This is a genomic window from Kribbella rubisoli, from assembly GCF_004217145.1.
In the GTDB taxonomy this organism is placed as follows: Bacteria; Actinomycetota; Actinomycetes; order Propionibacteriales; family Kribbellaceae; genus Kribbella; species Kribbella rubisoli.
On the sequence record NZ_SHKR01000013.1, the window covers coordinates 755,934 to 780,606 of the forward strand.

At 66.7% G+C, this 24,673-nt stretch carries 24 protein-coding genes, 1 tRNA gene, 1 pseudogene and 1 riboswitch; of the genes and pseudogenes, 15 read left to right on the forward strand and 11 right to left on the reverse strand.

What is annotated here, in order from left to right; genetic code table 11:
- Positions 1 to 44: 44 nt before the first annotated feature.
- Positions 45 to 779 carry a GNAT family N-acetyltransferase gene (locus tag EV645_RS23740; RefSeq protein ID WP_130446146.1) on the forward strand — a complete coding sequence of 245 codons (735 nt, stop codon included), beginning with the start codon at positions 45 to 47 and terminating at the stop codon, positions 777 to 779.
- Here the strand turns inward: EV645_RS23740 and EV645_RS23745 are convergent.
- On the reverse strand, positions 769 to 1,695 hold the full coding sequence (locus tag EV645_RS23745; protein WP_130446147.1) for an MBL fold metallo-hydrolase: 927 nt from the start codon (positions 1,693 to 1,695) through the stop codon (positions 769 to 771). The two genes, EV645_RS23740 and EV645_RS23745, sit on opposite strands and share 11 nt — an antisense overlap.
- A gap of 122 nt (positions 1,696 to 1,817) precedes the next feature.
- On the opposite strand from EV645_RS23745, the gene EV645_RS23750 reads away from it, so the two are divergent.
- Both EV645_RS23750 and EV645_RS23755 read left to right on the forward strand, forming a co-directional pair.
- Positions 1,818 to 2,693 (forward strand): LysR family transcriptional regulator, encoded by an 876-nt coding sequence (locus tag EV645_RS23750; protein ID WP_130446148.1) that lies wholly within the window; start codon positions 1,818 to 1,820, stop codon positions 2,691 to 2,693.
- Complete coding sequence (locus EV645_RS23755; protein ID WP_130446149.1) at positions 2,690 to 3,562, forward strand: serine hydrolase; 873 nt, start codon at positions 2,690 to 2,692, stop codon at positions 3,560 to 3,562. The genes EV645_RS23750 and EV645_RS23755 overlap by 4 nt, the downstream gene beginning before the upstream one ends.
- Here the strand turns inward: EV645_RS23755 and EV645_RS23760 are convergent.
- Complete coding sequence (locus EV645_RS23760; RefSeq protein ID WP_130446150.1) at positions 3,559 to 3,945, reverse strand: RidA family protein; 387 nt, start codon at positions 3,943 to 3,945, stop codon at positions 3,559 to 3,561. The genes EV645_RS23755 and EV645_RS23760 overlap by 4 nt on opposite strands.
- 60 nt (positions 3,946 to 4,005) lie before the next feature.
- On the opposite strand from EV645_RS23760, the gene EV645_RS23765 reads away from it, so the two are divergent.
- Entirely contained in the window at positions 4,006 to 5,865 is a 1,860-nt protein-coding gene (locus EV645_RS23765) for a DUF6807 family protein (RefSeq protein WP_198681801.1), read from the forward strand.
- Here EV645_RS23765 and EV645_RS23770 read toward each other — a convergent pair.
- Both EV645_RS23770 and thiS read right to left on the reverse strand, forming a co-directional pair.
- Positions 5,840 to 6,613, reverse strand: coding sequence for a thiazole synthase (locus EV645_RS23770; RefSeq protein WP_130446151.1), 774 nt, complete (start codon positions 6,611 to 6,613; stop codon positions 5,840 to 5,842). The genes EV645_RS23765 and EV645_RS23770 overlap by 26 nt on opposite strands.
- A 1-nt stretch (position 6,614) precedes the next feature.
- On the reverse strand, positions 6,615 to 6,818 hold the full coding sequence (gene thiS, locus EV645_RS23775; protein ID WP_130446152.1) for a sulfur carrier protein ThiS: 204 nt from the start codon (positions 6,816 to 6,818) through the stop codon (positions 6,615 to 6,617).
- Positions 6,811 to 6,922, reverse strand: a riboswitch (TPP riboswitch). Its footprint overlaps the gene before it by 8 nt.
- 91 nt (positions 6,923 to 7,013) lie before the next feature.
- Here thiS and EV645_RS23780 point away from each other — a divergent pair.
- Positions 7,014 to 7,988 carry a LacI family DNA-binding transcriptional regulator gene (locus EV645_RS23780; RefSeq protein WP_198681802.1) on the forward strand — a complete coding sequence of 325 codons (975 nt, stop codon included), beginning with the start codon at positions 7,014 to 7,016 and terminating at the stop codon, positions 7,986 to 7,988.
- On the opposite strand, the gene EV645_RS23785 is transcribed toward EV645_RS23780, so the two are convergent.
- From EV645_RS23785 to EV645_RS41935, 3 genes are all read right to left on the reverse strand, one after another.
- Positions 7,985 to 10,552, reverse strand: coding sequence for a glycosyl hydrolase (locus EV645_RS23785; RefSeq protein WP_130446154.1), 2,568 nt, complete (start codon positions 10,550 to 10,552; stop codon positions 7,985 to 7,987). The genes EV645_RS23780 and EV645_RS23785 overlap by 4 nt on opposite strands.
- A gap of 123 nt (positions 10,553 to 10,675) precedes the next feature.
- Positions 10,676 to 11,620 carry an ArsR/SmtB family transcription factor gene (locus tag EV645_RS23790; RefSeq protein WP_130446155.1) on the reverse strand — a complete coding sequence of 315 codons (945 nt, stop codon included), beginning with the start codon at positions 11,618 to 11,620 and terminating at the stop codon, positions 10,676 to 10,678.
- 10 nt (positions 11,621 to 11,630) lie between these two features.
- Positions 11,631 to 11,786: a hypothetical protein gene (locus EV645_RS41935; RefSeq protein ID WP_157997143.1), complete on the reverse strand. Its 156-nt coding sequence runs from the start codon at positions 11,784 to 11,786 to the stop codon at positions 11,631 to 11,633.
- Positions 11,787 to 11,854: 68 nt separating this feature from the next.
- On the opposite strand from EV645_RS41935, the gene EV645_RS23795 reads away from it, so the two are divergent.
- From EV645_RS23795 to EV645_RS23805, 3 genes are read left to right on the forward strand one after another with little or no spacing between them, the layout of a single operon-like run.
- Entirely contained in the window at positions 11,855 to 12,256 is a 402-nt protein-coding gene (locus EV645_RS23795; protein ID WP_130446156.1) for a hypothetical protein, read from the forward strand.
- Positions 12,257 to 12,308: 52 nt separating this feature from the next.
- Entirely contained in the window at positions 12,309 to 12,728 is a 420-nt protein-coding gene (locus EV645_RS23800; protein ID WP_157997144.1) for a pyridoxamine 5'-phosphate oxidase family protein, read from the forward strand.
- Positions 12,729 to 12,759: 31 nt separating this feature from the next.
- On the forward strand, positions 12,760 to 13,278 hold the full coding sequence (locus EV645_RS23805) for a YceI family protein (RefSeq protein ID WP_130446158.1): 519 nt from the start codon (positions 12,760 to 12,762) through the stop codon (positions 13,276 to 13,278).
- Here EV645_RS23805 and EV645_RS23810 read toward each other — a convergent pair.
- Entirely contained in the window at positions 13,275 to 13,898 is a 624-nt protein-coding gene (locus EV645_RS23810) for a G5 domain-containing protein (protein ID WP_130446159.1), read from the reverse strand. The two genes, EV645_RS23805 and EV645_RS23810, sit on opposite strands and share 4 nt — an antisense overlap.
- Positions 13,899 to 14,056: 158 nt before the next feature.
- On the reverse strand, positions 14,057 to 14,347 hold the full coding sequence (locus EV645_RS43215; protein WP_130446160.1) for a winged helix-turn-helix domain-containing protein: 291 nt from the start codon (positions 14,345 to 14,347) through the stop codon (positions 14,057 to 14,059).
- Between the two features lie 91 nt (positions 14,348 to 14,438).
- Between EV645_RS43215 and EV645_RS23820 the strand changes: the two genes are divergently transcribed.
- Positions 14,439 to 14,511, forward strand: a tRNA-Lys gene (locus EV645_RS23820).
- Between the two features lie 245 nt (positions 14,512 to 14,756).
- Complete coding sequence (locus EV645_RS23825; RefSeq protein WP_130446161.1) at positions 14,757 to 16,187, forward strand: helix-turn-helix domain-containing protein; 1,431 nt, start codon at positions 14,757 to 14,759, stop codon at positions 16,185 to 16,187.
- Between the two features lie 87 nt (positions 16,188 to 16,274).
- Here EV645_RS23825 and EV645_RS23830 read toward each other — a convergent pair whose 3' ends face one another.
- Positions 16,275 to 16,613, reverse strand: coding sequence for a DUF3024 domain-containing protein (locus tag EV645_RS23830; RefSeq protein WP_130446162.1), 339 nt, complete (start codon positions 16,611 to 16,613; stop codon positions 16,275 to 16,277).
- 188 nt (positions 16,614 to 16,801) lie between these two features.
- Here EV645_RS23830 and EV645_RS23835 point away from each other — a divergent pair, with 188 nt between their 5' ends.
- Both EV645_RS23835 and EV645_RS23840 read left to right on the forward strand, forming a co-directional pair.
- Positions 16,802 to 17,821: a type IV toxin-antitoxin system AbiEi family antitoxin domain-containing protein gene (locus EV645_RS23835; RefSeq protein WP_130446163.1), complete on the forward strand. Its 1,020-nt coding sequence runs from the start codon at positions 16,802 to 16,804 to the stop codon at positions 17,819 to 17,821.
- Complete coding sequence (locus EV645_RS23840) at positions 17,724 to 18,659, forward strand: nucleotidyl transferase AbiEii/AbiGii toxin family protein (protein WP_157997145.1); 936 nt, start codon at positions 17,724 to 17,726, stop codon at positions 18,657 to 18,659. Before EV645_RS23835 ends, EV645_RS23840 begins: the two co-directional genes overlap by 98 nt.
- 77 nt (positions 18,660 to 18,736) lie before the next feature.
- On the opposite strand, the gene mobF is transcribed toward EV645_RS23840, so the two are convergent.
- Entirely contained in the window at positions 18,737 to 22,348 is a 3,612-nt protein-coding gene (gene mobF, locus EV645_RS23845) for a MobF family relaxase (protein ID WP_130446165.1), read from the reverse strand.
- A gap of 286 nt (positions 22,349 to 22,634) precedes the next feature.
- Here mobF and EV645_RS43420 point away from each other — a divergent pair.
- The 3 genes and pseudogenes from EV645_RS43420 to EV645_RS23855 form a co-directional block, all read left to right on the forward strand.
- Positions 22,635 to 22,811, forward strand: a pseudogene (locus tag EV645_RS43420) (helix-turn-helix domain-containing protein); the annotation flags it as partial.
- Positions 22,812 to 22,889: 78 nt separating this feature from the next.
- Positions 22,890 to 23,831, forward strand: coding sequence for a hypothetical protein (locus tag EV645_RS23850; protein ID WP_242000602.1), 942 nt, complete (start codon positions 22,890 to 22,892; stop codon positions 23,829 to 23,831).
- Positions 23,832 to 24,049: 218 nt separating this feature from the next.
- A complete protein-coding gene (locus tag EV645_RS23855) occupies positions 24,050 to 24,247 on the forward strand; it encodes a hypothetical protein (protein WP_130446167.1) in 198 nt (65 codons plus the stop codon).
- Positions 24,248 to 24,673: the final 426 nt, after the last annotated feature.

Sequence of the window (24,673 nt, forward strand, 5' to 3'; positions counted from 1 at the left end):
CCATTCAATTGCAATTCGATCCGAGCGGTTCTACTCTTGGTGGAGTGATCGCCGAAGCTCGCATGGACTCGCTGATGAATCAGGCCTGGCCCGCCGCCGACAACACCGAGCTTGACGGCTGGCTGGTCCGCCGTAACGCAGGTGTCACCCTGCGAGCCAACTCGGTGCTGCCCGCCAACGCACCGTTCGACGTCCACAAAGCCTTGGATTACGTCGAAAATCTGTACGCCGCGCATGACATCACGCCGTCGTTCCAGATCAGCCCGGCGGTCCAGCCGAGCGACCTGGACGTCCACCTCGAAGCCCGTGGGTACGCGGTTCGCAACCCCACGCTGGTGCAGTGTGCGGCGCTCCCCGACGTGCTCGCGAAGCTGCCGGTGACGGCGGACGAGGTGAATATTTCCACGACCCCGTCCGCCGCCTGGATGGATTGCTGGTGGAGCGTCGACGGCCGGGGCGGCGCGGCCAACCGGGCCACCGCTGAGCAGATCCTTGCCCGCGGCAAGGCTCTCTATGCGACCGTCCCGGACGGCGAACACGCGAAGGCGATCGGTCGGCTGGCGCTCGTCGACGACACCGCCGGCCTGTACTGCCTGGCCGTCGACGAACGCTTCCGGCGCCAGGGCCTCGCCTCCGCCGTCATCCGCGGTTTGTTGCAGGCGGCAACAGCCAAGTGGGTGTGGCTGAGCGTGCTGGAAGACAACGTGCCGGCCCGCACGCTCTACGACAACCTCGGCTTCCGGACCGTCTCGCGTTACCACTACCGCGTCAAAGCGTGACCTGCTGCAGGTGATCGAGGACGACGAACTCGGCGCCGGTCCGCTCCACCGACTGGCGGAGCGGGGTCAGGTCGGTCCAGGGGATACCGGGGTCGTCGAGGGGCTTGTCGAAGTCGTCCCAGTGCGTCGCGATCACCTTGCGCACAGGCTTGATGGTCTGCAGCAGGCGATCGGTGATGCCCGGCTCGCCGCCGGGGGCCGCGAAGATCACGTCGACCTGGAGATCGCGCAAGGCGTTCGGGTCGAAGTTCGCCGTACTCAGGCTGAGGATGCGCAGGCCGCCGATCGTGATCACGAACGCGAGCGTGCCGCCCTCGACCAGGTCCTCGATCACGCGCGGACGCTGCGGTACGTCGTACCGGTAGCCCGGATATGCGTACGTGTGCCGCTTGCCGCTGCAGGAGTGCAACGACGGGAACACCTCGATCGAGAAGCCGTCGAACGGCAGGTACTCGCCGCCGCGGACCGGTGAGAGCAGCTCGTTCGGCGTTCGCATCGCGCGGAGCAGGTTGGCGTGCGTCTCGGTGCACAGCACGGTCGCCTGCGTCTTCTTCGCGACATACGGCACGTCGGCCATGTGGTCGTAGTGCCCGTGATGGACCAGGATCGCGTCGGCTGTGCTCAGGTGCTTGTCGATCACCTCGGGCTTGATCACGAGCTTCGTCTTCGGGTCCGCACCTTCCGGCGTGAACGTGCCGGTCTTGAACCGCGTCAGCCACGGATCGGTCAGTACGACGCTCTTCCCGCACTTGAGCTGCCAAGCGTGTGTCCCGAACCACGTCAGCTCCACCGGCTCGCGCTTGGCCGCCGGCACCGTCGCTGCCTGGCTCCGTCCCTCAAGTCCCACGACACCGGCCGCGCCGACCGCTGCCGCTCCAACCGCGGCCGCGCCGGTCAGCATCCCTCTCCGACTCACCTGCACGCTGTCTCCTCTCGTCGTCCCGGACCAACAGTCAAGGCGAGCGCAGCAGCGGGTGTCGAATATGCTCTCAGGCATGATCCGATTGTCTGGAGATATCACCGCAGGTCAGGTACGTCATGCTGACTGAAAGGCATCTGCAGATTTTCATCGCGCTCGCCGAGGAGCAGCACTTCGGCGACGCGGCCCGGGTCGTCGGCATCACCCAGCCGCCGCTGTCGCAGGGTCTGCGCCGCCTCGAGGCCCTCGTCGGCGCCAAGCTGTTCGAGCGCGGGGCCGGCCGGGTCGAGCTCACTCCTGCCGGAGCCGCCCTGCTGCCGTACGCGCGCCGCGCGCTGACCTCCATCGAGGAGCTGCACCAGGCCGCGGTCGCCCGCGATCCCGAGGGGCCGGAGATCCGGCTCGGCCTTGCGCCCGAAGTCCCGCCCTCAGCGGGTGCTGCCGTGGCCGCCGCATCCGGCGCGGTGATCCCGGGCAGCCGAGTCACAGTCGTCACCGCCTCGACGAGCTCGCTGATCAACCAGGTCAACACGGGTCGGCTGACGTTGGCCGCCGTACTGCATCCCGTTGTACTGGATGGGTTGGAGGCGGGACCGGTCTCCCTGCTTCCGACTTGGGCGCTCGCACCGGCCGGGTTCGTGGACGACGAGGTCGTCGGGTTGCGGCAGCTCAAAGGGTTGCCGGTAGCAATTCGCCCGCGGACGGAGGCTCCGGCGGCCCGCGACCTGTTCGTGGACACGCTCGCCTTGCATCGACCCACCGGCGGGACCGTCGTCGTCACCGATGAGCGCGCCGGGTTGGCGATGACCGCGGCGGGCCAGGCGATCGTGGTGACCGCCGACCCCGCACTGACCGCGCCCGGTGTGACCCGCCATCGACTGGCCGACGATCCGCTGCCGTTGCGGCTGAGGCTCGTGTGGTCGAGGACGCGTACGCCGTTCCTCCGGCCGAACGACGTGATCGCGCAGCTGACCGAAGCGCTGGGGGCGTCGTGAACGCCCGCATCCGCGCGGTCTTCGAGGACGCCGGCGTCCGCGGCTGGCTGCACGCGGTCGCGCTGGACGAGCCCGACTTGACCGTCGAGGTCGACGCGGACGGGATCGTGCCGCTGGCCTCGGTGTACAAGCTGCCGTTGCTGGCCGGGTTCTGCCGGCTCGTCGATCTCGGCGAGCTTGATCCCCGGCAGCAGCTGACGCTCGATCCATCCACGAAGACCGGTGGGCCTACTGGGTTGTCCACCTTCGCGGATCCGGTCACGGCATCGCTGCGGGACCTGGCGCTCTCGATGATGACGCTGTCCGACAACGCTTCCGCGGATGCGCTCCTGGACATCGTCAGGCTGCCGCGGTTGGCCGAGCTGCTCAAGTCATTCGGCCTGCAAAGGACCTGGGTACGCCGCGGTACCGCCGGCAATCTGCGTGACCTGCAACGCCGTACCAGAACGAACGATCCGGATGCTGCCCTCGCCGTACTGGCGGACAACGACCAGACCGATCCTGCTGGGGTCTATGAAGCGGTGAATGCGTCGGCGTCCAGCGCGCGCGACATGACGTTGTTGCTGCGGCGGTTGTGGGCGGGGGAGTTGCTGTCGCCGGAGCAGACCGAGTTCGCCAAGGCAACCATGCATCGGCAGGTGTTCATGCACCGGTTGGCGTCCGGCTTCCCGCACGACGGCGTACGCGTCGCGGGGAAGACCGGGACGTTCGGGGCGTTGCGGCACGAGGTCGGCGTGGTCACGCTGCCGGGCGGTACGGCGTACGCGATCGCGGTCTTCACGCTCGCTGCGCGCGGCGACGTCCGGCAGCCACGCGTGGACGCCGCCATCGGCGAGGCGGCCCGCGTGGCCGTGGACCTCCTGCGTTAGACGATCGCGAACGCTTCGATCTCGAGGAGGACGTCGGGGTTGAACAAGGCGGCCACCTGGACGGCGGAGGCGGCCGGTTTGGTGCCGGGGATGTACCTGTCGCGCACCGCGCGGATCGCCGGCATATGCGCCATGTCGGTGACGAAGATCGTCATCTTCGCGATGTCCTCGAAGGTCGCGCCGGCGCCGGCCAGGCAGCGCTCCAGGTTGGTGAAGACCTGCTCGGCCTGGGCCCCGGGATCACCGACGCCGACGAGCTTCCCGTCGGGGTCGAGGGCGACCTGTCCGGCGATCGCCACCCACTGCCCGTGACCGGTCACGACGTGGCTGTAACCGTTGCCCGGGGCAACTCCAACTGCGCGCGGATACTCCAGGTTGCTCATGCACCAGATATACCCCGGCAAGGGTTGAGAAACCGGTTTCCGTCGGGAGAGGATACAGGGGTGGGCCGGACACCGAAGGATTCGATCACGATCGCCGACGTCGCGCGGCTGGCGGAGGTGTCGCGGGCGACCGTGTCCCGGGTGATGAACGGCCGGCTCACTGTCGCACCCGAGATCGTCGCCCGGGTACGCGCGGCCGCGGACCGGCTCAACTACCGGCCCAGCGACCTGGCCCGCAGCCTGTCCCTCGGCCGGACGAACATGGTCGCGCTGGTGGTTCCCGATCTGGGCAACCCGCTGTTCCAGCAGATCCTTCGCGGCATCACGAACGCGTCCGCGGCGGCGGGGTACCGGGTGCTGGTCGCTGAGACCGACGAGGACCCGACGGCTGAGGCCGCGATCGCGATCGAGGCGCGGCGGCGGTGCGATGCGCTGATCATGGTCTCGCCGCGGTTGGACGAGGAGCGGCTACTGGAGCTGTTGCCGCAGGTGCAGCCGGTCATCCTCGTCAACAGGAAAGGCCCTGAGGATGTCTCGTCGGTGGTGGTCGACTACGGCCGCGCCGTACGGATTGTCGTCGATCACCTGGTCGGGCTGGGGCATCGGCGGCTCGCGTTCCTGTCGGGGCCGGCTGCAAGTGCGTCCAACACGCTCCGGCTGCGAGCTCTCGAGGTCGCGGAGCGGGAGATTCCGGGGCTGGAGCTTGTCCGGCTCGAGTGCGGGCGGTCGATCGAGGACGGGTACGCCGCGGTGGAACGGGTGCTCGAGTCCCAGGTGACCGCGGTGGTCGCGTTCAACGATCTGGTCGCGTTCGGTCTGCTGGCGAGGCTCAACGAGGTCGGTGTCGCCGTACCGGCTGATATTTCCGTGACCGGGATGGACGACATCGGGCTGGCACGGTTCGCTGTGCCGTCGCTGACGACGGTTCGTGTGCCGCAGAAGGACCTTGGGGAGTTGGCGTGGCGTCGGTTGCACGCGTCGATCGCTGCACCGAACGGCGATGCGGACGACGTACCTGAGCTGCGGCTGGCGGTGCGCGCGAGCACCGGGCCGGTTCCGGAGCCGCGGATGCACGGCGGTACGACGGCTGGTCGGCTCGGGTGGCAGCAGCAAGGCGACATCTTCGCGCTCGGGAGCGATTCGGGGATGTTGGCGCGGTACGAGTTCGGGCGCCGGATGCCGCAAGTGCATGCGCCGCGGCCGTACCTGCACCCGGTCCGGACGCTCGGCGGGCACACGTTGACGGAGGTCAGCCCTGTCGACCACCGGCATCACTACGGTGTCTCGTTGGCGGTGCCAATGGTCAACGGCACCTCGCATTGGGGCGGCAGGACATATGTCCGCGATCGAGGACCGACGTTGCTGACGAACCATGGACAGCAGCGCAGCCGCGAGGTTGTCGCTGACGGTGAAAAGCTGATCGACGACATCACCTGGTACGACGAACAAGGCCGGCCGCAGCTCGTCGAACGCCGTCGTCTCGCCGGAGAACTGGCTGCCGGCGGCTGGCGACTCGACTGGCGGAGCGTCCTGACCGCGCGCTACGGCTCGGTGCAGATCGAGAACCCGACCACGGCCGGTCGAGCAGGCGCCGCGTACGGCGGGATCTTCTGGCGGCTGCCTGTGGCGGAGACGACGGTGCTCTCAGCTGACGGCGAGGGCCTCGACGCCGCGTTCGGTTCGACGAGTCCGTGGCTGGCCTTCGTCCAGGGCGACGTGAGTCTGTTGTTGGTGCAGCCCGACGACGTACGGCGGTGGTTCCTCCGCGTCGACTCGTACGTCGGCGCGTGTCCGGCGCTCGCCTGGGACAGCCCGCTCACGCTGCAACCGAACCAGGAGCTGAGGCTGTCGCTCACCGCGCTCCTGCTGGATCGGCCGGTGGATCTGGCCGAGGCTAAGTCGTTGGCAGACCAGTTGTAGGCGACGATGCCAGCGCGGATTGCCAGCGGCGAGGGACTCGGCCGGCGAGACGTGCGGCGCGTCCCGCGGAGACGGCGTCTCGCATCGCGGCGGCCATCAGGGCAGGCTTCTCCGCACGTGTCACCGGCGTCGCGAGCATGACCGCGTCGCAGCCGAGCTCCATCGCCAGCGCGGCGTCGCTCGCCGTACCGATCCCGGCATCGACGATGACCGGAACGTTGGCCGCTTCCGCGATCAGCGCGATGTTGTGCGGGTTGCGGATCCCGAGCGCCGAACCGATTGGTGCGGCCAACGGCATCACGGCCGCGCACCCTGCCTGCTCGAGCCGGCGGGCGAGGATCGGGTCGTCGTTCGTGTACGGCAGCACGGTGAAACCGTCTGCCACCAGGGCTTCCACGGCATCGAGCAGCTCGAACGGGTCGGGCAGCAGCAGGTGATCGTCGGCGACGACCTCGACCTTGATCAGATCGGTCTCCAACGCCTCCCGCGCCAGCTTCGCGGTCAGCACGGCCTCGGCGGCAGTGTGGCAGCCGGCCGTGTTCGGCAGCACGTCGATGCCGTGCTTCTTGAGTACGTCGAGCACCGAGCCTTCGTGCCCCGTGCCGAGGCGGCGCATCGCGACCGTGGTCAACTGGGTGCCGGAGGCAATCAATGCCTCCTCCATCACTTCCAGGTTGGCCGAACCGCCGGTCCCCATGATGAGTCGGGACGTGTACGTCCGCCCGCCGAGCTCCAGTGGATCGTCCATCTCAGCCTCCCTGCGTCGCGCTGACGATCTCGACCCGGTCGCCGCTCCGCAACGCGGTCTGCGCCCATTCGGCCTTGGTCAGCACGTTCTGGTTCACGGCGACCGCGATACCGGTCGTGCGATCGGAGTACTCCGTGATCAACTCGGCCACGGACTTGCCGACCGGTACGTCGACCGCCGTACCGTTCACCCAGACGGATTCCATCGCGCTTCCTCCCTACGCCGGAATTACCCGATTCAGGTTCAGCGGTCGGTGACGGCGTAGTCACCCTCTCAGCCCACTCCCTGCGAGCTCCCGCGGACCTCTCGACTATAGCGCCCCGCGAGCAAGGGGCAGTTATCGTGACCAAAAGTGCCCGGGAGGGGGAGCGTCTTGGCCAAGCGGGTCGGGATTTCGGATGTGGCGGCTCGGGCGGGGGTCAGCCCGACGACGGTTTCGCATGTGGTGTCGGGGCGGCGGCATGTGTCCGAGGTGACGCGTGCGCGGGTGCGGTCGGTGATGGACGAGCTCGGCTGGGAGCCGAACGAGCTTGCGCGCAGCCTGCGGATGCAGCGGACGCAAACGATCGCGCTGATCGTGCCGGACATCACGAACCCGTTCTACCCGTCGGTCGCGCGCGGTCTGCTCGACGTGGTCAGCGAGCCCGGGTACCAGGTGCTGATCGGCAACACGGACGGCTCGCCTTCGGCTGAGAAGGATCTGGTCGCGCGGATGGTGACTCGCAGCGTCGACGCGATCGTGTTCGCCGGCTACTACAGCAAGGCGAGCGACGTCGCGCCTGCCGTGGAGGCGGGGATCCCGGTGGCGCTGATGGGCGGGCGGAAGGCGTCGGCCGGGATCGACGTACTGACGTCCGACGATCTCGCGGCGGGGGAGATCGCCACGCGGTACTTGATCGGGCGCGGCTATCACCGGATCGGATTCATCACCGGTCCCTCCGGAGAAGGTCCGCCCGCGGACCGTGTGAAGGGCTATCGGCGCGCGCTGACCTCGGCCGGGCTGCGGTTCAACAGCCAGCTGGTCGTCCGCGAGGAGTTCTCGCGCGCCGGCGGTGCTGCGGGATTGCAGGAGCTGCTCGAACTGCGCAAGCCGCCGCGGGCCGTCCTGTGTACGAACGACATGGTCGCGATCGGGGCGCTCGACGTCGCTCGAGCCCGCGGTCTTCGCGTGCCCGATGACCTTGCCGTAATGGGTTTCGACGACATCGAGGCCGCCGCGCTCATCTCGCCGTCGTTGACCACGATCGCCGGCGATCCGCGCGAGCAGGGTCGCGCGGTCGGCCGGGTGCTGCTGGGCAGGCTGGACGGGACGACCGCCAGCCTGCCGCAGCGCATTCTGTTCGCGCCTTCCGTCGTACCGCGGGAATCCGCCTAGGGCGCAGTGACCGAGGTGACGGTTGAGCCCGAGATGTACGTCGGCCAGACGCCTACCGTGACTGTGATCTGGCCGTTCGCATTAGGTGTCATCGTGCTGGTCAGACCGTAGAGGCTCGTGACCTGGACGGGGCCGGTCGCGTTGACCGTCACCGTCGTGTTCGATCCGGACGCGGCCCAGATCGCGCGGAACGGCGTACCGTCGTTGCCTGCGTAGACCTGGTCGATCAGGCCGTTGCCCGGGTTCTCCTTGCCGAGGAACGTCGCGCCGCGGAGCTGACGTGCGGCTGTCGCATAGGCGACGTACGACGGCTTGGGGGTGTACTTGCCGAGCGCGTCGGCCTCGTTGTGCACGAGCCCGAAGTTGTTCTCCGCCGCGGCCGGATCGATGCCGTCGTTCTTGAAGTCGTACATGTAGAACCGGTCGACATCGTGCCCGGGGACATTGAGCATCTCGCGGGCCATGTACATCGCCTGGGTTGGCTCGTCGACCGGGACCGCGCTGCCGGAGCCGGTGTACCAGCCGGCCTCGGTGATCCAGATCGGCTTGTCGACACCGCCGTTGTACTGCCGGATCGTCGCCCGCACCTGATCGATCGCCGTACCGAGACTCTCGGGCGCGTGCAGGAAGTTGTACGGGTGGATGGAGACGACATCGAGGTACTTCAGCCCACCGAGCTGGCAGAACGTCTGGAACCAGGCCTGCTGCGTCACGTCGGTGTCGCCGCCGCCGACGATGGTGAGATCGGGATGCGTGGCCTTCAGCTTCGTGTACGTCGCCTTGAGCAGCGCGAAGTAGCTGTCGGGCGACTTGTTCGCGGGACCGGCCGCGTTGACGTCCCACTCGTTCCACACGGCCAGGTTGTGGACCTGCGGGTACTGGTTCGCCAGCGCGTTGGCATAGTTCGCGAACGCGGTCCGGCCGGCGTCGGTGTACGGCGCGTTGAAGAGCTGATCGGGGCAGTCGTAGAGGCAGTTGCCGTAATCCGCGACCATGAGCGGGTCGAGACCGTTCGACTGGTAGGACTGCAGGTAGGTGGTGACCTTGGCCGGGAACGCGTACGTGCCGGCCGTGGTTTCCGCGGCGGACCAGTACGCCTCGTCTCTCGCCGTTCGAGCACCGGCCTGGCTTACCAACGGGATCACGTCGGGCGCCCAGGAGCCGGCGAAGTGCGTGCCGACTCCGTTGTACGTCGTGGGCGTGGTTGCGGCGACCGCGTCGACGTTGACGGAGGCCGTCGTACCGCCGCCGATGATCAGGCTCTTGTCCAGCGTGAGCATGATCGCCTTGGCGGGGCCGTGCCAGACGCCGTCGTCGGCGCCGCCGAAGTGCAGGTAGCCGGTGCCTCCGTTGAAGGTGGTGACATTGAGCTGCTGCCACGCGGTGGAGCCGGACAGCGTGAGGCGTTGCTGGTGGACCTGGCCGGTCGCGTCGGTCAGCCGGAGACCGATGGCTGACAACTGACTCGTCTTCACCCAGAGGCTCAGCGCGGTCAGGTTGATGGGGACGAGGTTGCGCTGGATCGCGACGTAGTTGCCGCCGCCCGTGAAGTCACCAGAGAGCTTCGCGGACTGCGCGCCGGCCTGCAGGTTCGTCGTGTCGTAGGTGAGGCTGCCGGTCGCGCCGGCGAACTCGCTGCCGGGGTAGAACGACCAGCCTTCGGCCGCGCTCTCGTAATCGCCGAGCGGCGTCGTCGGCTTGGTCGACAGGGCGTTGACGGTGAAGTCGTCGAGGCTCACGCTGCTGCTCGTCGCGCCGGTGATCGCGCCCTTGTCGAGAACGACCTCGAGGCCCTTGGCCGGACCGTGCCAGACGCCATCGTTGGCGCCGCCGAAATGGACGTACTGCTTGCCGCCGTCGAACCGGGCGACGCTGAGCGGCTGCCAATCAGTTGCCCCAGACAACGTTAGGCGCTGCTGATGGACCTGGCCGGTGGAGTCGGTGATGCGGAACGTGAGGAAGGACAGGTTCGGGGACTTGGCCCAGAAGCTGACGCTGGACGCGTTGACCGACGGGAGCGTGCGGTTGACGCTCACGTACGCACCGCCGGCGCTGAAGTTGCCGGACAGTTTGCCCGAGCTGGTGCCGGAGTGGTTGTCGGCGGTGTCGAGTGCGAAGCTTCCGGTGGCGCCGGGGAATTCGCTGCCTGGGTAGAAGGTCCAGCCTTCCGCGGTGTTCTCGAAATCGCCGACCCGGTTGGTGGTGAGGCCGGCGATCGACGCCGTACTCAGTGGGCTGAGGATCGCGAAGGTTGTCTGGGCGCTGACCGTGCCGGCTTGGACGGTCAGCTTGTACCAGCCGCGGGTGGTGACCGAGACCTGCAGCGTGCTCGCGGTGGCTTGGCTGCCGGTGGCGACGACGGTGCCGTTGACGTCGGCGGCCGACCAGGTGACCGACGACGCGTCGGTGCTGAGGCCGATCTTCACCTGCTGGCCGTCGGTGAACACGTTGCCGAGGGTGACGGGAGTGAGGGCGAGGGTCGCCGCGTGGGCCGGGGCTGTGGTGCCGATGGTGCCGAAGCAGAGGAGGAGAACTCCGAGAACGATGGCAAGACTACGTCTCATGCCGACTCCTTGAATCAGGGCGGTGTAGGTGAGACGTCGGCTGCCACGACGTAATGCAAATCGATTTGTACTATCGCTGTGGGTGATCGCTGTGTCAACAGCTCGGGTGACCTCGGCCCCGTGTCAGCTGAGCTCGGCTCCGGTCAGGAGGGCTGCTAGCTCAGTCGGGCGGTACAGCACCTGTTTGCCGGTACGTTGCGGCTCGACCAGACCCGTGCGGCGGAGCAGCTGGAGATGCTGGCTCACGGCCGACGGCGTCACCTTCAGCTCGCCGGCCAGGTCGGTCGTAGTACGGGGATGCGTCAGTAGCTCGAGAATGTGCGCGCGCGGCGTACCGATCAATTGGGCCAGATCTTGCTGCGACGGTGGCTCGACGACAGACCACAGGTTGGCTTGGCCTCGAGGTGGGTAGCCCAGTATCGGTTCGGCTCCCGGGTCGAACGGGATGACGGCGTGCGGGCCGAACAGGCTTGGCTGCAGCACGAGTCCGCGACCGTCGACAGCTTCGGTCCGGCTCACGGCTGCTACGCGGTCGACCTTGAGTAGTCCGTCTGCGTACGTGATCGCGGGCGCCAGTCCGTTGAGCATGGCGCCGGTCCCGTGCTGGGTCAGGACGTGGCCGCGGTAGCTGATGTCTGCCGAGAGAAGGGTGCGCATCCGGTCCCAGTACGGCGCCATCATGGCGTCCCAGTACTGGCGGAGTGCTTCTACTGTCTTGTCGATCGTCAGGCCGGTCGGGAGTTCGCCGTTCACCGCGACGAGCTGACGCTCGAACGTTTCCCGGTCCACGGCGGCAATGATCTGGAGCTCATCTGCGAGCTGGGTGAGTGGGGATGTGGGTCGCGGGGTCAGGAAGTCCGGGCTTCCCATCGTGTCGTTGACGAGCCACCGCAGTACGTCCCAGTCGAGCTCCGCCACGCGCGGCTGGACCGCCCTGACCCATCCCAGCTGCAACGGGAACCGGCCCGGCTCCCGCAACGCGCGCAACGACAACACCATCTCCGCGACCGGCGACACCGCAAACCGCGCCTCCGCCAGATCACGCGAAGTCAGCTCGTAAGTCAGCACGGGCCGCTGCTCAGGTCGGCCCGTTGCCGTAGCCGAGGTCGTTGGCGATGTCGAAGCTCTCCGTGCCGTACTGCGTCTGCGGTTCCGCCACGTCCGTCCCCAGGTCGAACCCGACCTCGGTCTCCTCCTCGGTCAGATCCGGCTCGACTGGATCCTGGTCGCTCATCAGCCCTCCTCGCTCCTTGTCGTACGACGGCAGTATGAACCACTGCCCTTGCTACTAGGCTGACCGAGGTGACGTCAGAAGAGCCGCCGGCTGTCTGGTGCATCGTCGCCAACGTCGTCGAGGAGCGACCGTACGGACCTGGTGGCGAAGAGACTCGGCGCGGGCTGAAGATCTTCCCGGCGGGCGCCAAGCTCTACGTCCCGGACGGCTTCGGCGGCATGGGCTGGGAAACCGTCGAGGTAGTCGGCCGCGGCCGGGGTTCCGCACGCTACGTCGGGGCCAGGGTCCAGACCCGGCAGCTGACCAACTGGCGGGTCAAGGCCGTCTACAGCCCGGCTGCCTTGAAGCAGGTAGAGCGAATCCGGGCCGGCCGCCCAGGCTTCTGGCTTGCGCCGACCTCCGCCGATGTCACCAGCCAGGCGTACCACGATGCGCTGCTCGAGGTGGCGGCTGCACTCGCTACCCGCTGAACTGTCGGTGGCTCGTGGAAGGGTCGGTGGCGACTTCACGAGTGGAGGAAGCATGGGTTTTCGCACGATGGAGGACGACGAAGCAGCTGAGTTTCTCGCGCAGCCACTGGTTGCTGTGCTGGCGATCGACGATCCGGGCTGGTCGCCGCATGTGACGCCGGTGTGGTTCCACCACTTGCCCGGAGAGAACAGATTCCAGGTGATGACGCCGGCGAAGTCGAAGAAGGCTCGGCTGCATCGCGAGGGTTCGGGTGAATTGTCGCTCTCGGTGCAGACGGCCGACGGACCGACTGCGAAGTACGTGAATATGCAAGGTGCGGCCCGCCTCCTGCCGCTGAGCCCCGACCTGCTCAACGCGATGGTGGAGAAGTACCTGGCGGAGGAGTTCCGCGCGGCGTACCTGGCCGATCCACCCGAGGACTCGATGTTCGACATCACCCCGCGCCGCATCACCACGGGGGTCATCGGCTGACACTTCGACTCGCTGCCCCGTCGTACCGGGTATGACGACGACACTCAACCAGCTCACCGGTGACTACGTGCTCGACGCCGCGCGGACGCGAATCGGGTTCGTCGCGCGCCACCGGATGGCCACCCGGGTGCGCGGCCGGTTCGACGTGTTCGAAGGCGCCGTACACCTGGACGGCGACGATCCGGCCAGGTCGAGCGCCCAGCTCACGATCCGCGCGGACAGCATCGAGACCGGCGACCGACGCCGCGACGCCCAACTCCGCAAGGACTTTCTCGACGCGGCGACGCACCCGATCATCACCTTCATCTCGACGAAGGTCTCGCAGGTCGGCTCATCCGCCTTCGAAGTAACCGGCGATCTGACGATCCGCGGCATCACACACCCGGTAACGGTCCCGTTCGAACTCGTCTCCACACCCGTCGGCGACATCGCATTCGCGGCCGCACTCACCATCGAACGCGCCCGCTGGCAGGTCAACTGGAACGCCTTCACCACAGCCCTGGTCAGCCCGACCGTGGTCCTGGACCTCCAGGTCTTCGTCGCCGCCTAGTCCTCGCAGGCGATCCCGTCGTGATCGGAGTCCAGACGATAGATATCCGAACCGATCACCTCGATCGGCCCAGCAACGTACTCCGGCCCGTTCCCACTCCCACCCGAACAGTCGACATCACTCGCGATCGGAACGCACCCGGAGTAGTTCGGGTCGCACCCCGACGGCTCTTCCGGCTCGTCAACCTTCGTGCCGACAGCAGTAACCTGCGTCCGCGGCTCCTTCGCCACCTCCTGCCTGAGCAGGTGTTTCGCCGTCTGCACGCCGTTCACGAACGTCACACGGTACGTCAGCCGACGCGTGCCGTTCACGCCTTTGGTGCGGACCGTCTTCTCGCCCTTCGGGAGCGAGCCGTCGGTCACCGTCCTCTTCTTGAACGGAATCGTGCGGAGTTCGACGACCTCCTTCGACGTGGTGGTCGTCGTCGCCTTCGGTGTGGCCTTGGTGATCGGCTTGGGCGCGGTCGTGGGCTGGCTGCTGAACGGCGACGGTTCCGGTGTGGTGGTAACGCGAACGCTGGCGATCGCAGCCGGCTGGTCAGCCGTCGTACCCGAGCCCCCTCCACATCCGACAACAAGCACGCCAACCCCCACGACCAGCGCAGCACGAATCAACAACACGGTCTTCCCCCCAACCCGCCGTCGGTTCCCCCCGCGGCGAGATCGTCAGCACCCGGACAACCCGGGCGAATTCCGATCTGTACCACCACCCCGAACCCACCCGCGAGACCTCACGACCGACCGCGTCGCTTTTGTTACCTACCGTGCAGTACCGGCCTCTAATCGGTGATATGCCCCGACAACAGATGAGCGCCGAGCGGACTGATCGTGTGCCGTACGGCGCCGCCCGCGCGCCGCCTCGTCACCAGCCCAGTCCGGTGCAGCACGCGAGCGTGCTCGCCCGCGCACGCCACCGAAATCCCGACCCGAGTCGCAAGTTCGCTGGTGGAGCCGGCCGCCAGCCGTTCCGCAGGCGTCGCCGCAACCGCCGCCACTCCCGCGTCCAACCCGTCCGCCGGCTCGGCCGGCGTCAGAAAGTCCGGCGAATACCCAACCGGCTGCGCCAGCACAAAGCCACCACACACAGTAACCGCCCTCCAGGATCACCCCCACCAAGCAATCCCACCCCAAACCTGACACACTGTTCCCCTCACCAACTGAGGGCCTCTAGCTCAACTGGCAGAGCAGCGGACTTTTAATCCGCGGGTTGTGGGTTCGAGTCCCACGGGGCCTACCGCTTTCCCCAGGTCAGGCGCAGATCGGCGGCTCGGCCGGGAAAGTTGGGTCTGCGCAAACTCTGCCAATACTCCGAGTGGCTGATACACGCCCGTCTGAGGAGGGTCGGCGGCTCCGTGCAGCCAGCTGGCTGCGCGTTGCTGAGCGACGTATCGCATTCTGTCGCACTGTTCTCGTTTCGTCCGATCTCCCGCTCGCCAAGCCGTTGAGCTGCCACGTGCTGTTGGACTGTGGAGGGCCGAGATGAGCAGACCGCACCTTCCGATCGGAACGTGGGGCAACGTCCGATCCCGTGCTGAGAGGAAGGACGCCGAGGGCAAAGTCGTCTCCTGGCGCGCGTCCACGTACTTCCGTGACCACGACGGACGGACCCGTGAGGTCACCGCCTCCGCCAAGACCAAGGGCGCAGCCGAGCACCGCCTACTCACGAAGCTGCGAGACCGGGCAAAGATCACGCAGTACGGCGAGCTGAGCCCGACGGACAAGATCAACGACCTCATCGACCTGTGGATCGAGAAGTTAGAGGAACGCATCGAAGACGGCCGGCGATCACCGACGACGCTGACGACGTACCGCACAGCCATCAAGAACCACGTACGACCCGCCCTCGGCGAACTCCTGATCGGTGAGGCAACCACACCACGCATCGACAGAGTGATCGGAACCATCAAGCGCACCGCCGGTCGATCCACAGCGAAGATCTGCCGCGCAGTCGTCTCCGGCATGATGCAACTAGCCGTCCGGTACGGCGCCCTGACGGTCAACCCGGTCCGCGAGGTCGAAGCTATCGAGGCCCGCCCGAAGGACCCGCCCCGAGCACTCACCAACGAAGAGATCGCCGGCCTACGGCAACTCCTGACCACCGACGAAGCCGCCGTACGAGCCGACCTTCCTGACCTGGTCCTCTTCATGCTCGGCACAGGCGTCCGAATCGGCGAGTCGCTCGCCGTCCGCTGGTCACAGGTCAACCTCGAGTCCGGCGCAATCGAGATCACTCACACCATGGTTCGCGTCCCAGGCCAAGGCTTGATCCGCAAGGCCCCTAAATCCAAGGCCGGCGAACGCGCCCTACCCCTCCCAGACTGGGCCGTCACCATGCTCCGCCGACGCAACGCAGCCGGCATCCTCCCCGACGAACCCATCTTCGCCGACTCCCTCGGAGGCTTCCGAGACCCCTCCAACGTCCGCCGAGCCCTCCGCCGCGCACTATCCCCCGTAGCCAGCACCGCCCGCCGCGACCTAGGCGAGACTCTCCGATCCGCCCGCCTCCAAGCCGGCCTCACCCGCAAACAGGTCGTCACGAAACTCGGCTGGCCCAAGACCAGGCTCGAGCTGATCGAGAGCGGCCGCATCAAGCTCGACCGCGAACTCGTAGCCACCCTCGTCAAGACCTACCGCATAAACCTCGACGCATCCTCCACCCTCAGCGCCCAAGTCGACCAAGCAGCCCAACCCTCACCCTCAGACGCCCTCACCTGGATCCGCTCCCACACCTTCCGCAAAACCACAGCCACCGCCCTAGACCGTCGAGGCCAATCCGCCCGCCAAATAGCCGACCACCTAGGCCAAGCCCAAGTCTCCATAACCCAAGACGTCTACATGGGCCGCCGAATCCACAACCCCTCCGCCGCAGCCGCCCTGGACCAAGAGTTCGCGGATCTCGACCTCTGGTGAGAGGCCAGTTCGAACGTGCGACGCACTGCTTAGGAAGATGAAGGCACAGAGGGATGCACGACCGACCAACTTGGCCGACCATCGCGGTCATCCCCAGAAGATGCTCGTCGGGTCGCGGTCGATCTCGGTCAGTAGGTCGTCGATACTCTGCGATGGCGCGAGTCTGTCGTAGGTATGGAAGCGCTGGTGCCGGTCGACCCAGTACAACGTCCAGGACTTGTCAGTGGCGTTGTAGCGCAAGCGAGCGATTGCGGAGCTGGTCCAGTCCGCCTGGGTGTCGTCGTGCCAGGGCGGGCGCCGTTCAACGAGCGTCAGGTGGCGTGGGGCGACTTCGCACTCGATACGCAGGTGGTCGCGAGCGTGCTCCGGGACCCGTGCGACGCACCATCGCTGCACGCGTTCGACATCCAGTTCGGACAATGCCATTCAATTCACCAGTCGTGGGGCGACCCTGAGCTGTGCCGATCTGGTCAGCAGCTTGGCCGGTCGGGCGTGCGGAGCAGGCGGTGGGTCGGCTTCTTGACGGACGTGCGACGCCGTACCTCAGACCCTACCGACCGACGGTCGGTCGGATCTGGCCGTTCGCCTCATACAGCGGCCTGGATACTTGAAAAGTGACGAACTCATCGCTGTCGATCTCGGAAAGTAACGCTCAGATGTTACTCTTGAAGAGCAAGGAGGTGAGAATGATGCGTGCGGTTGACGTGCTGGAGTCACTGGAACTGGTTGGTTCCAGCCAGTGGGGACTGGTGACGACGACCCAGGCCCACGAGGCAGGTGTGTCCAAGATGCATCTTTCCCGCCTTGCCGAGCGCGGAACTGTGCAGCGTGTTCGTCATGGCGTCTACGCACTCCCTTCCGCCGACACCGGACCATTGCAGGGGCTGCGCGCAGCCTGGCTAGCCACCGGCAGCCAGCCGGCGGGCAGCCAGCCGTTGGCCGTGGTGTCTGGTGAGTCCGCGGCAGCCGTGTACAGCCTCGGCGATGTGCTGGCTTCCAAGTACGAGTTCACTACCGCAGTACGTCGGCAGACCACGCAGCCGGACATCCGGTATCGCAAGCGCGACCTACCGGACGAAGATGTCGCGTGGGTCGATGGGCTGCCGGTGACTTCAGTCGCGCGCACTGTCAACGACCTGGCCACCGACGGCACCGACTTCGACCACCTCGCTGCAGTGGTCCGCGATGCAGTCGCTACCACCGACGTCAGGTCCGGTTCCCTCGTACAGGCGCTCGAGCCGGTGGCCGAGCGGTTCGGATCTCCGGACGGCAACGCCATGCTCGCGGCGCTCCTGAAGGCAGCTGGCTTCCAGCCTGACACCGGGCTGCTGGAGTTGGCGGTCCCTGAGCTGCGAGAGAAGTTCTTCCGAAAACTCGCGCCCGAGTTCGAAGACATCGTCAACCGGGCCGTTGACGAGCGACTTCGCGAATTGGAGCAAGGGATCGCCTTCACCTCGGCGACTCGACACGTAGTCGACGCAGCACGACCTGACGGAACACGAGATGCCGCAAGCCGGCAGAACAGGAAAATCGACGATGGCGGAGCCGCTGACTCAGCTGGAAGCGAACCGGCTGCGACAGTCCTTGGGGGCCAAGCTGGCCAGCGAGGCCAAGAGCCGCGGCGTCGCGGCTGACCCGATCCGCAAGCAGTACATCTTCACGATCTTCCTCAGCCGCATCTTTCAGGACTCCGACGCCCCGTGGGTGCTACTGGGCGGCAACGCGCTACTGATCCGAACCGGAGGCGGCCGATTCACCCAGGATGTCGATCTTGCTCGCGAGACACCGTGGACCAGTACCGAAGACGCGTTGTCAGAACTGCGGCAGCTGTCCAGCCGTCGGCATCACGGAGACCCGTTCGAGTTCGAGCTGTACTCGATGACCATCCAGCGAGAGGTCGACCCCTATGGTTATGGCGCCGAAACCGCCAAGGTGAAGGCGCGGGCCTTGCTGGGCGGTCGAGAGTTCGAGTCCTTCAGCATCGATCTCACGACCCGGCGACACCTCGATGCCGCGGTCGACCATGTGCCACTCAAACCGATCATCGACCACGAGACCCTGCAAGACCTGCCGTCGGTTCCCACCACTCCGATCGAACACCACCTGGCCGACAAGATCTGCGCTCTGTACGAGCGGCACGGCCAGGACGGTAACGAAGCATCGACCCGCTACCGCGATCTGGCCGACATTGTCCGGATCGTTGCGGCGATCCCGTTCGACGCCGCCAGGCTCACCACGGTCCTCGCGCGGGAAGCCGGCCGCCGCCAGCTGACGCTGCCGAACAAGGTGCATGCGCCGAGCGAGGAATGGGTCGTCGGCTTCCCCCGGTCCGCCGCCGGGTTCGCCGAGTACCCACGTGAATACTGGGACCTGAACACTGCACTGACCTTCTGCAGCACCTGCCTGGACGAGATCCTCAACGCTGAGCGAACCACTGGCACCTGGGATCCAGTCCGTCTCTTGTGGCAGTAGGACTGCGGGGGCAAGACCACAGCGGTGTGCTCCTAATGGGCAAGATCTTCCTTCGGTGCCGGTCCTGCTCATGACTGTCAGTCTGGCTGCGTTGGAGTGATGGATTCGGGCGGCATTGCCGACGGGGCTGTGTGGTTTGTCGGTCGTTCAGTGGCGCCCGATGAGCAGGCAGTGAGGAGGTTCAGGAGCCGGGAGTGTTGACGGCGTCGCACGGCTGCCTTCTCTGGTGGCGCGTCTCCGAGGACCGCAGGCGCATGGATCTGGTAGCGCTCCCTGTAGGCGGCGATCTCGCGCACAAGATCGGCGAGATCCTGGTCCGGTGGGGTACTGGCGACTCGGTGCAGTTCTCGGTACCAGGCAGGCTGCTCGGCTGAGGCTTTGCCGGCCAGCCAATCGGCGCGTTGTGCAATCTGGGATTCGAGCTCGCGGAGTGGGGCGATCAAGGTCGGGTCGCTGACGTGCGTTGCTGGGATTACTAGGCCGGCGACCGCAGTTGGGTGTTCGCCTCGGCGGCGGAGGGCTCTGGAAACCAGGCGATCGACCCTGGCGTGGAGGACAGCTGCGAGGTCGTTGGCGTTCGTCAGAGGCGATTGGTCGACGGCGCGATGGAGAACCTCGGTGACGTCGATGCTGGCGCTCTCGGCGCGGCGGAGCTCGGCGATCAGTGCGCCGTAGGCAGGGGACGCCTGGAGTGCCGCTTGGTCTGCTGGGTCGAGTCCGGAGGCGTCGATGGCCTGCTTGTAGCGGATCTTGGCGTCGAGTTGGCTGAGGTGTTCGTAGATGGGAACGAGACGGTCGAGGCGGGTGGCATTGTCGAGTTCGCGGCGGAGTACTTCGTGTGCGGATTGTTCGACGCCGGGGTCGTTGAGGACGGCTTCGAGGACGTCTTGCATGGTCTGTTCGGGATGCGGCTCGTGGAGATCCGAGGAGCTCTGGTGGGTGGCGACGTACGCCAGGTTGTTGTCGCGGCCGCGGGTCATGCCGACGTACGTCAGGGCTCGGGTTAGTTGCTCGGTGACGAGGAGGTGGGCGGTGTCGACGGTGGTGCCTTGGGCTCGGTGGGCGGTGGTGGCGTAGGCGAGTTCGACGGATTCCTGGACGTAGGCGCTGGGCAGGGTGACCGTGTCCTTGGCGTGGTTTTGGACGGTGAGGGAACCGTCAGGCCAGCGGTGGATGACGGTCCAGTGGTCGCCGTTCTTCACGAACTGGCGCTGACTGTAGGGGAGGCGGCGGCTGTTGAGGCGGGTGACGATGTGGTCGCCTAGGCCGACGTGGTTGCCGTTGTGGAGCTCGATGCCGTCGGGTTCAACCTTGCCGGTGGTGATGCGGTCGAGTCGGGCCCGGGCGTTGAGCCGCGCAACCGTGGTGTTGTCGGCGGCGATCAGGAGGCTGGTCTTGCCCCCGTTGGTGTCGGCGAGCCAGGCCTTGTAGGCGGCCTCTTCCATCTCGTCTGATGAGCCGGAGGTGAGTCGGTCGTGGTTGTCGTAGGCATCGATGGCGCTCAGCTCGCCGCGACGCAGCGCGAGGCTGGCGTCGCGCTCCCATGGGTTCGTGAAGCGCCAGACGTCGGTGAGTTCGGCTGCCTCGGTGTCTTTGGCGATGAGCCGGAACGCGCCGCCGGTGTCGACGGCGGACAGTTGTGCGTCATCACCGACGAGCAGGATCTTCGCTCCAGCCGCATTGGCAGCGCGGGCAAGACTGGCGAGTTCCATGGTGCTGGCCATGGAGGCTTCGTCGATGATGACGAGCTGGTTCTTGTGGAAGGTCCACCGATCGCTCTGAGCTCTAAGGGCTGCGAGCTGAACGATGAGTCGTTCACGGCGGAGACGGCGTCGTGAGCGGCGAGCGAGCTCGGCGGCATGTTCGGTTTGCAGGATCTGTTCGCGGCGTTGTTCGGCGCCGAGACCGGCCGATTCGTAGATCCATTTGGCGATGTTCTCGGTGGGAGCGCCGATGGCATCGGACAGGACGGTTGAGGCGGCTGAGGATGGTGCGAGGGCGATGATCGATCCGTCGCCGTACTTGGATTCCCAGCTGGCGGTGAGTGCGGACAAGAGGCTGGTCTTGCCGGCCCCGGCGGGCCCGATCAGGGCCTCGAGCTTCTGCCCGCTGGTCACGATTCGGAGGAGCGCGTCGGCCTTGTCGGCGGTGAGACCGGTGGTGTTGATCGATGCTGGCGCGATGGTGGGTCCGCTGGCGTCGCGGGCAAGGTCGAGGAGGACCGCCTCGGCGCCGAGGATGACGGGTGAGGTGTAGATCTGGCCGTTGTGGATCGTGAACACGTTCTCGCCGCTGCCGCGGGTGACGGGGATGGTGACCAGTTCTGGTGCGGTCAGGCTGATCGAGTGCTGCTCGGCCCGTTCGACGATCGCTCGCAGTGCGGTCGACCGGTCGTTCGTGGTGACGAATCTGAGCAGTCGGGTCTGGCGTGCGGCCTCGGCGAGGAGGTTCCAGCGTGTCCAGGTGGCGCGTTTGGTTTGCAGCGTCAGGACGGTTGCGGCGCCATACGCGTCGAGCGTTTCTGGGCTCAGGTCTGCCGCAGCCAGCGGACGCTCGCCGGCTGTGTTGAGGGATCGTCGGATGGCGGTGACGGCATCGTGCCCGATGGCTTGGTCGGCGCGCTTTCGCCACTGTGCCATCAGCGTTGCGAGGGGTTGTGCGAGGTGCTTGGATGGGCGGTTCATGAGGGTCGCCTGCTGCCGTAGGGCATACATCTCGCGGGCGTCGGGTGGGCGGATCTGTTCGCCGCGGTCGTCGAGAAGTGCGTTCAGATTGGCCTCGATCCGTGCGGTTCTGGCCGAGAATTCGCGGATCAGGTCGTCGGGAATCGCGTCAATTTCGAACGCCGGATTCCGTCTGGAACCGCGTTCGCGCAGTTCCCAGTTCACGCCGAGACGCCGGGTGAGATGGTCGGCGAGGAGCACGTTGTGGATCTCCGACATTGCGACCGCGGCCCGGTACAGCACACGCCCATCGAGGGTTCGCCATGCTCCGTCCGGGCCCTGGACGCGGTTCGCGACCACCACGTGAGTGTGCAGTTGCGGGTCGCCGCTGCGGCTGTCCCAGTGATCGAATGCGGCCGCGATCACTCCGCGGGTATCCAGTTGCGCGATGCCGCCATCGCCGCTCCTGGTGAACGCCGCGTGCTCCTCGATCAGCGTCAGCACATCCGCGATCGCTTCATGATGGGCGGCGACGATCTGCTCCTGGGTGCCAACATCGGTCGTTGCCCACAGCGCCGATACTGACTTGACCGGAGAGAACGTGAGGTCGAAACCGGCAACAGCCTGACGGGACCTGTTCCGCATCTCCTCCCGCTGAATCCGTGCCACCGCGTGCACGCGCTCGGCATCCGGCAGTGCCGTGTCGAAGTCCCGGATCCGCTCCCGGATGCGCTCCTCCGGGCTCTTGAAAACGCGATACGGCTCGCCGAGCGTCCGGCCGGTGAGCGGATCTTCCGCACGGCCAAACAGCGCAGCCATGTCGATCTCGGTCACCTCGCTGCCGGGCACCAATGCGCCGTCGCCCAGGCCGCGAAGCCCCTGTCCCAACCAGCGGCCAGGCGGGTATCCCGATGCCGTGTAGTACGCCGTCAGCGGTGTAGCCATCCGCCGATCAACGTCCCCGGCAGCGACATGCCGAAGCAGGTACTGGTACCCCTCTCCGGCGTTCAACCGGTGGATACTCATCACAGTTGACCGCCCGGAATTTGGCGGGTGCGTGCGTTCGCCAGCTCGCTCATGCAAGCTCAACGACTGAGCTGCCAAGGGACCGATCGGCGCGGCACATGGCGCGGACCGCCTGGCATGCAAGAGGTGTGATCGAATCAAGGCTGTCGTTTCGCGGCCAGCGACGCTCGTCGACTCACGGCAACGTTGCAGCGCTCGGCGTCAGCGCCTTCACCCATTCGTCGAGATCTGACGAATCACCGCCGGTTAGACTCGTCCTGGCAACGGCACGGAGGGTACACATCGCATGGGTCGGTCGTCGGAGGCGGGTGCGCGGATCGCGGATCTTCGCAAGCGCCGCCAACTCACCCAGCATGGGCTGGCCGCCCGGGCCAACGTGTCGTACAGCTTGCTGACGAAGGTCGAGAGTGGAAGCAGGCCTGCTTCAGAGGCGTTCGTGGCGGCCTGTGCTCGGGCCTTGGGTGTGGACGTAGTCGCGCTTACGGATCAGACGCCCGCGGACGGCTCTACAGACGGTCACCTGGGGGAACTCCTCGTTCGAGTGGAGACCCAGCTGGATCTGTACGACCTGGATCCGGACGAATCGGCTCGACCGCGACCGCTCGATCAGCTGCGCTCCGCTGTGCGGCAGGTCAACCAGGTCGCTCAGGCCGCCAAGTACGAACAGATGGCTGGGCTGTTGCCGAGTCTGTACGCCGAGCTGCATGCCGCGGGCCATCTCTGGTCCGGCCGCGAACAGAGCGAAGCGTGGGGCCTGCTCGCCGAGGCGTACCGCTGCGCTCACACCATTGGTATCGCGACGGGCTATCCGGATCTCTCCCTGATCGCCCTCAGCCGCATGGATTGGGCTGCCCAAAATGCCGCCGATCGAGCTCCGGGCCTGCGTGCTGCTCGTGAGTATCTGCGGGTGACTGCCTACCTGCGCAAACATGACTACGACACCTGCTGGAACCTCAACGCGGCCGGACGGGCACATCTAGAGGGCACCGACGCCAAGACTCCCGGCAGCCTTGTCGCGGCCGGCCAACTCAACCTCGGAGCTGCGGTGCTGGCTGCCCGCACCGGCGATGCCAGCGCCACTAGCGAATACCTGGATGAGGCCAGTCATTACGGCAGGCTGACCGGTGACGATCTCGAGACCTTCTGGTTTGCCTTCGGGCCGACCAATGTGGCAGTCCACCGCGTGATGACCCTGATTGAGCTGGGCGACTACTCCCACGCCGTCCTCCTTGGCGAACAGATGGAGTTCCCAGCCGGTTGGCTGCCCACTCGCATCGGGCACCACCACTTCGACATGGCCCGGGCCTACGAACGGCTGAATCTGCCAGACGACGCCATGCGACATCTGCAGCTGGCCCGCCAAGCAGCTCCCGGCCAAGCCCGTCGTCACCCCACCGTGCGGTCTGTTGTGGCGGACCTGGTGCGGTCCGCTCGCCACCCGTCTGACGCCCTCACCCGATACGCCAATTGGATCGGCCTGTAGGACGCCCTTGCCGAAGACTTGCACACAGGTGTGCAAGTCGGCCCCGTTGCCCGGAGCCAGGATGGTCACGTAGCGCATCGACGCGGCTACCGGCGACCAGACGGTCGCCGCCCCCAACGGGAGCCAGTCATGACAACCGGGTTTTGGATTCTCACCCTCATAGCGGCGGGACTGTATGTCGTTACAGTCCGTGACATCGCGCGGGAGGTGCGGGGCGAGTGACAGCACTTACTGACATCCCACGACCGGCCGCCCGGCGCGTCCGCGTCTGGTTCGGTGAGCATGTCATCGCTGACTACACCGGCGAGCCGGCCGACGCACTCCGGTACCAGGCGGGCATGACGCGGCGCTTCGCAAGCCTGCGCATCACCATCGAGCCGTACGCGGCGGTGGATGAAGATGCTGCCGACTCGTGAACGGCCAGCACAGGCGCGGCCGCTCCGCCACCTGGCCCTGGTGGGAGATCCGGCAGAGGTGCGTGTGCAGTTTGAGCGGGCCACGGGGGCTCGCATCATGTGGCACGAGGTCACCCCATGAACTGGCGGAGTCGGTGGGGAGCCGTGGTCCTCAGCCCCTCACGTGCAGAAGATCGCTGCACACCCATCGGCTCCGCCGTACCGCGGTCTTGTCCGAGTCCTTCTCTCCCCTGTGGAGGACTCGGCCACGGCCGCGCAACGCCGGCTGGCACGGGACGTGGAAGCGAGTCCGCTCCGTGTCAGCCGCTCAAGCACCGAGGCCCGGACGGGTGCCTCGGTCACAGCTGGCTGGGTGGTTGGGGCCTACGTGCCTGGGCGAGCAACCACCCGGGCAGTGCCGTCCAAGACCAGCGGGCGGGCGCACAG

Coding starts and splice junctions, on each gene's coding strand:
- EV645_RS23750 (WP_130446148.1), top strand. CDS start 1,818: ATGCTGACTGAAAGGCATCTGCAGATTTTCATCGCGCTCGCCGAGGAG.
- EV645_RS23760 (WP_130446150.1), bottom strand. CDS start 3,945: ATGAGCAACCTGGAGTATCCGCGCGCAGTTGGAGTTGCCCCGGGCAAC.
- EV645_RS23770 (WP_130446151.1), bottom strand. CDS start 6,613: ATGGACGATCCACTGGAGCTCGGCGGGCGGACGTACACGTCCCGACTC.
- thiS (WP_130446152.1), bottom strand. CDS start 6,818: ATGGAATCCGTCTGGGTGAACGGTACGGCGGTCGACGTACCGGTCGGC.
- EV645_RS23785 (WP_130446154.1), bottom strand. CDS start 10,552: ATGAGACGTAGTCTTGCCATCGTTCTCGGAGTTCTCCTCCTCTGCTTC.
- EV645_RS41935 (WP_157997143.1), bottom strand. CDS start 11,786: ATGAGCGACCAGGATCCAGTCGAGCCGGATCTGACCGAGGAGGAGACC.
- EV645_RS23800 (WP_157997144.1), top strand. CDS start 12,309: ATGGGTTTTCGCACGATGGAGGACGACGAAGCAGCTGAGTTTCTCGCG.
- EV645_RS23805 (WP_130446158.1), top strand. CDS start 12,760: ATGACGACGACACTCAACCAGCTCACCGGTGACTACGTGCTCGACGCC.
- EV645_RS23825 (WP_130446161.1), top strand. CDS start 14,757: ATGAGCAGACCGCACCTTCCGATCGGAACGTGGGGCAACGTCCGATCC.
- EV645_RS23830 (WP_130446162.1), bottom strand. CDS start 16,613: ATGGCATTGTCCGAACTGGATGTCGAACGCGTGCAGCGATGGTGCGTC.
- EV645_RS23840 (WP_157997145.1), top strand. CDS start 17,724: ATGGCGGAGCCGCTGACTCAGCTGGAAGCGAACCGGCTGCGACAGTCC.
- mobF (WP_130446165.1), bottom strand. CDS start 22,348: ATGAGTATCCACCGGTTGAACGCCGGAGAGGGGTACCAGTACCTGCTT.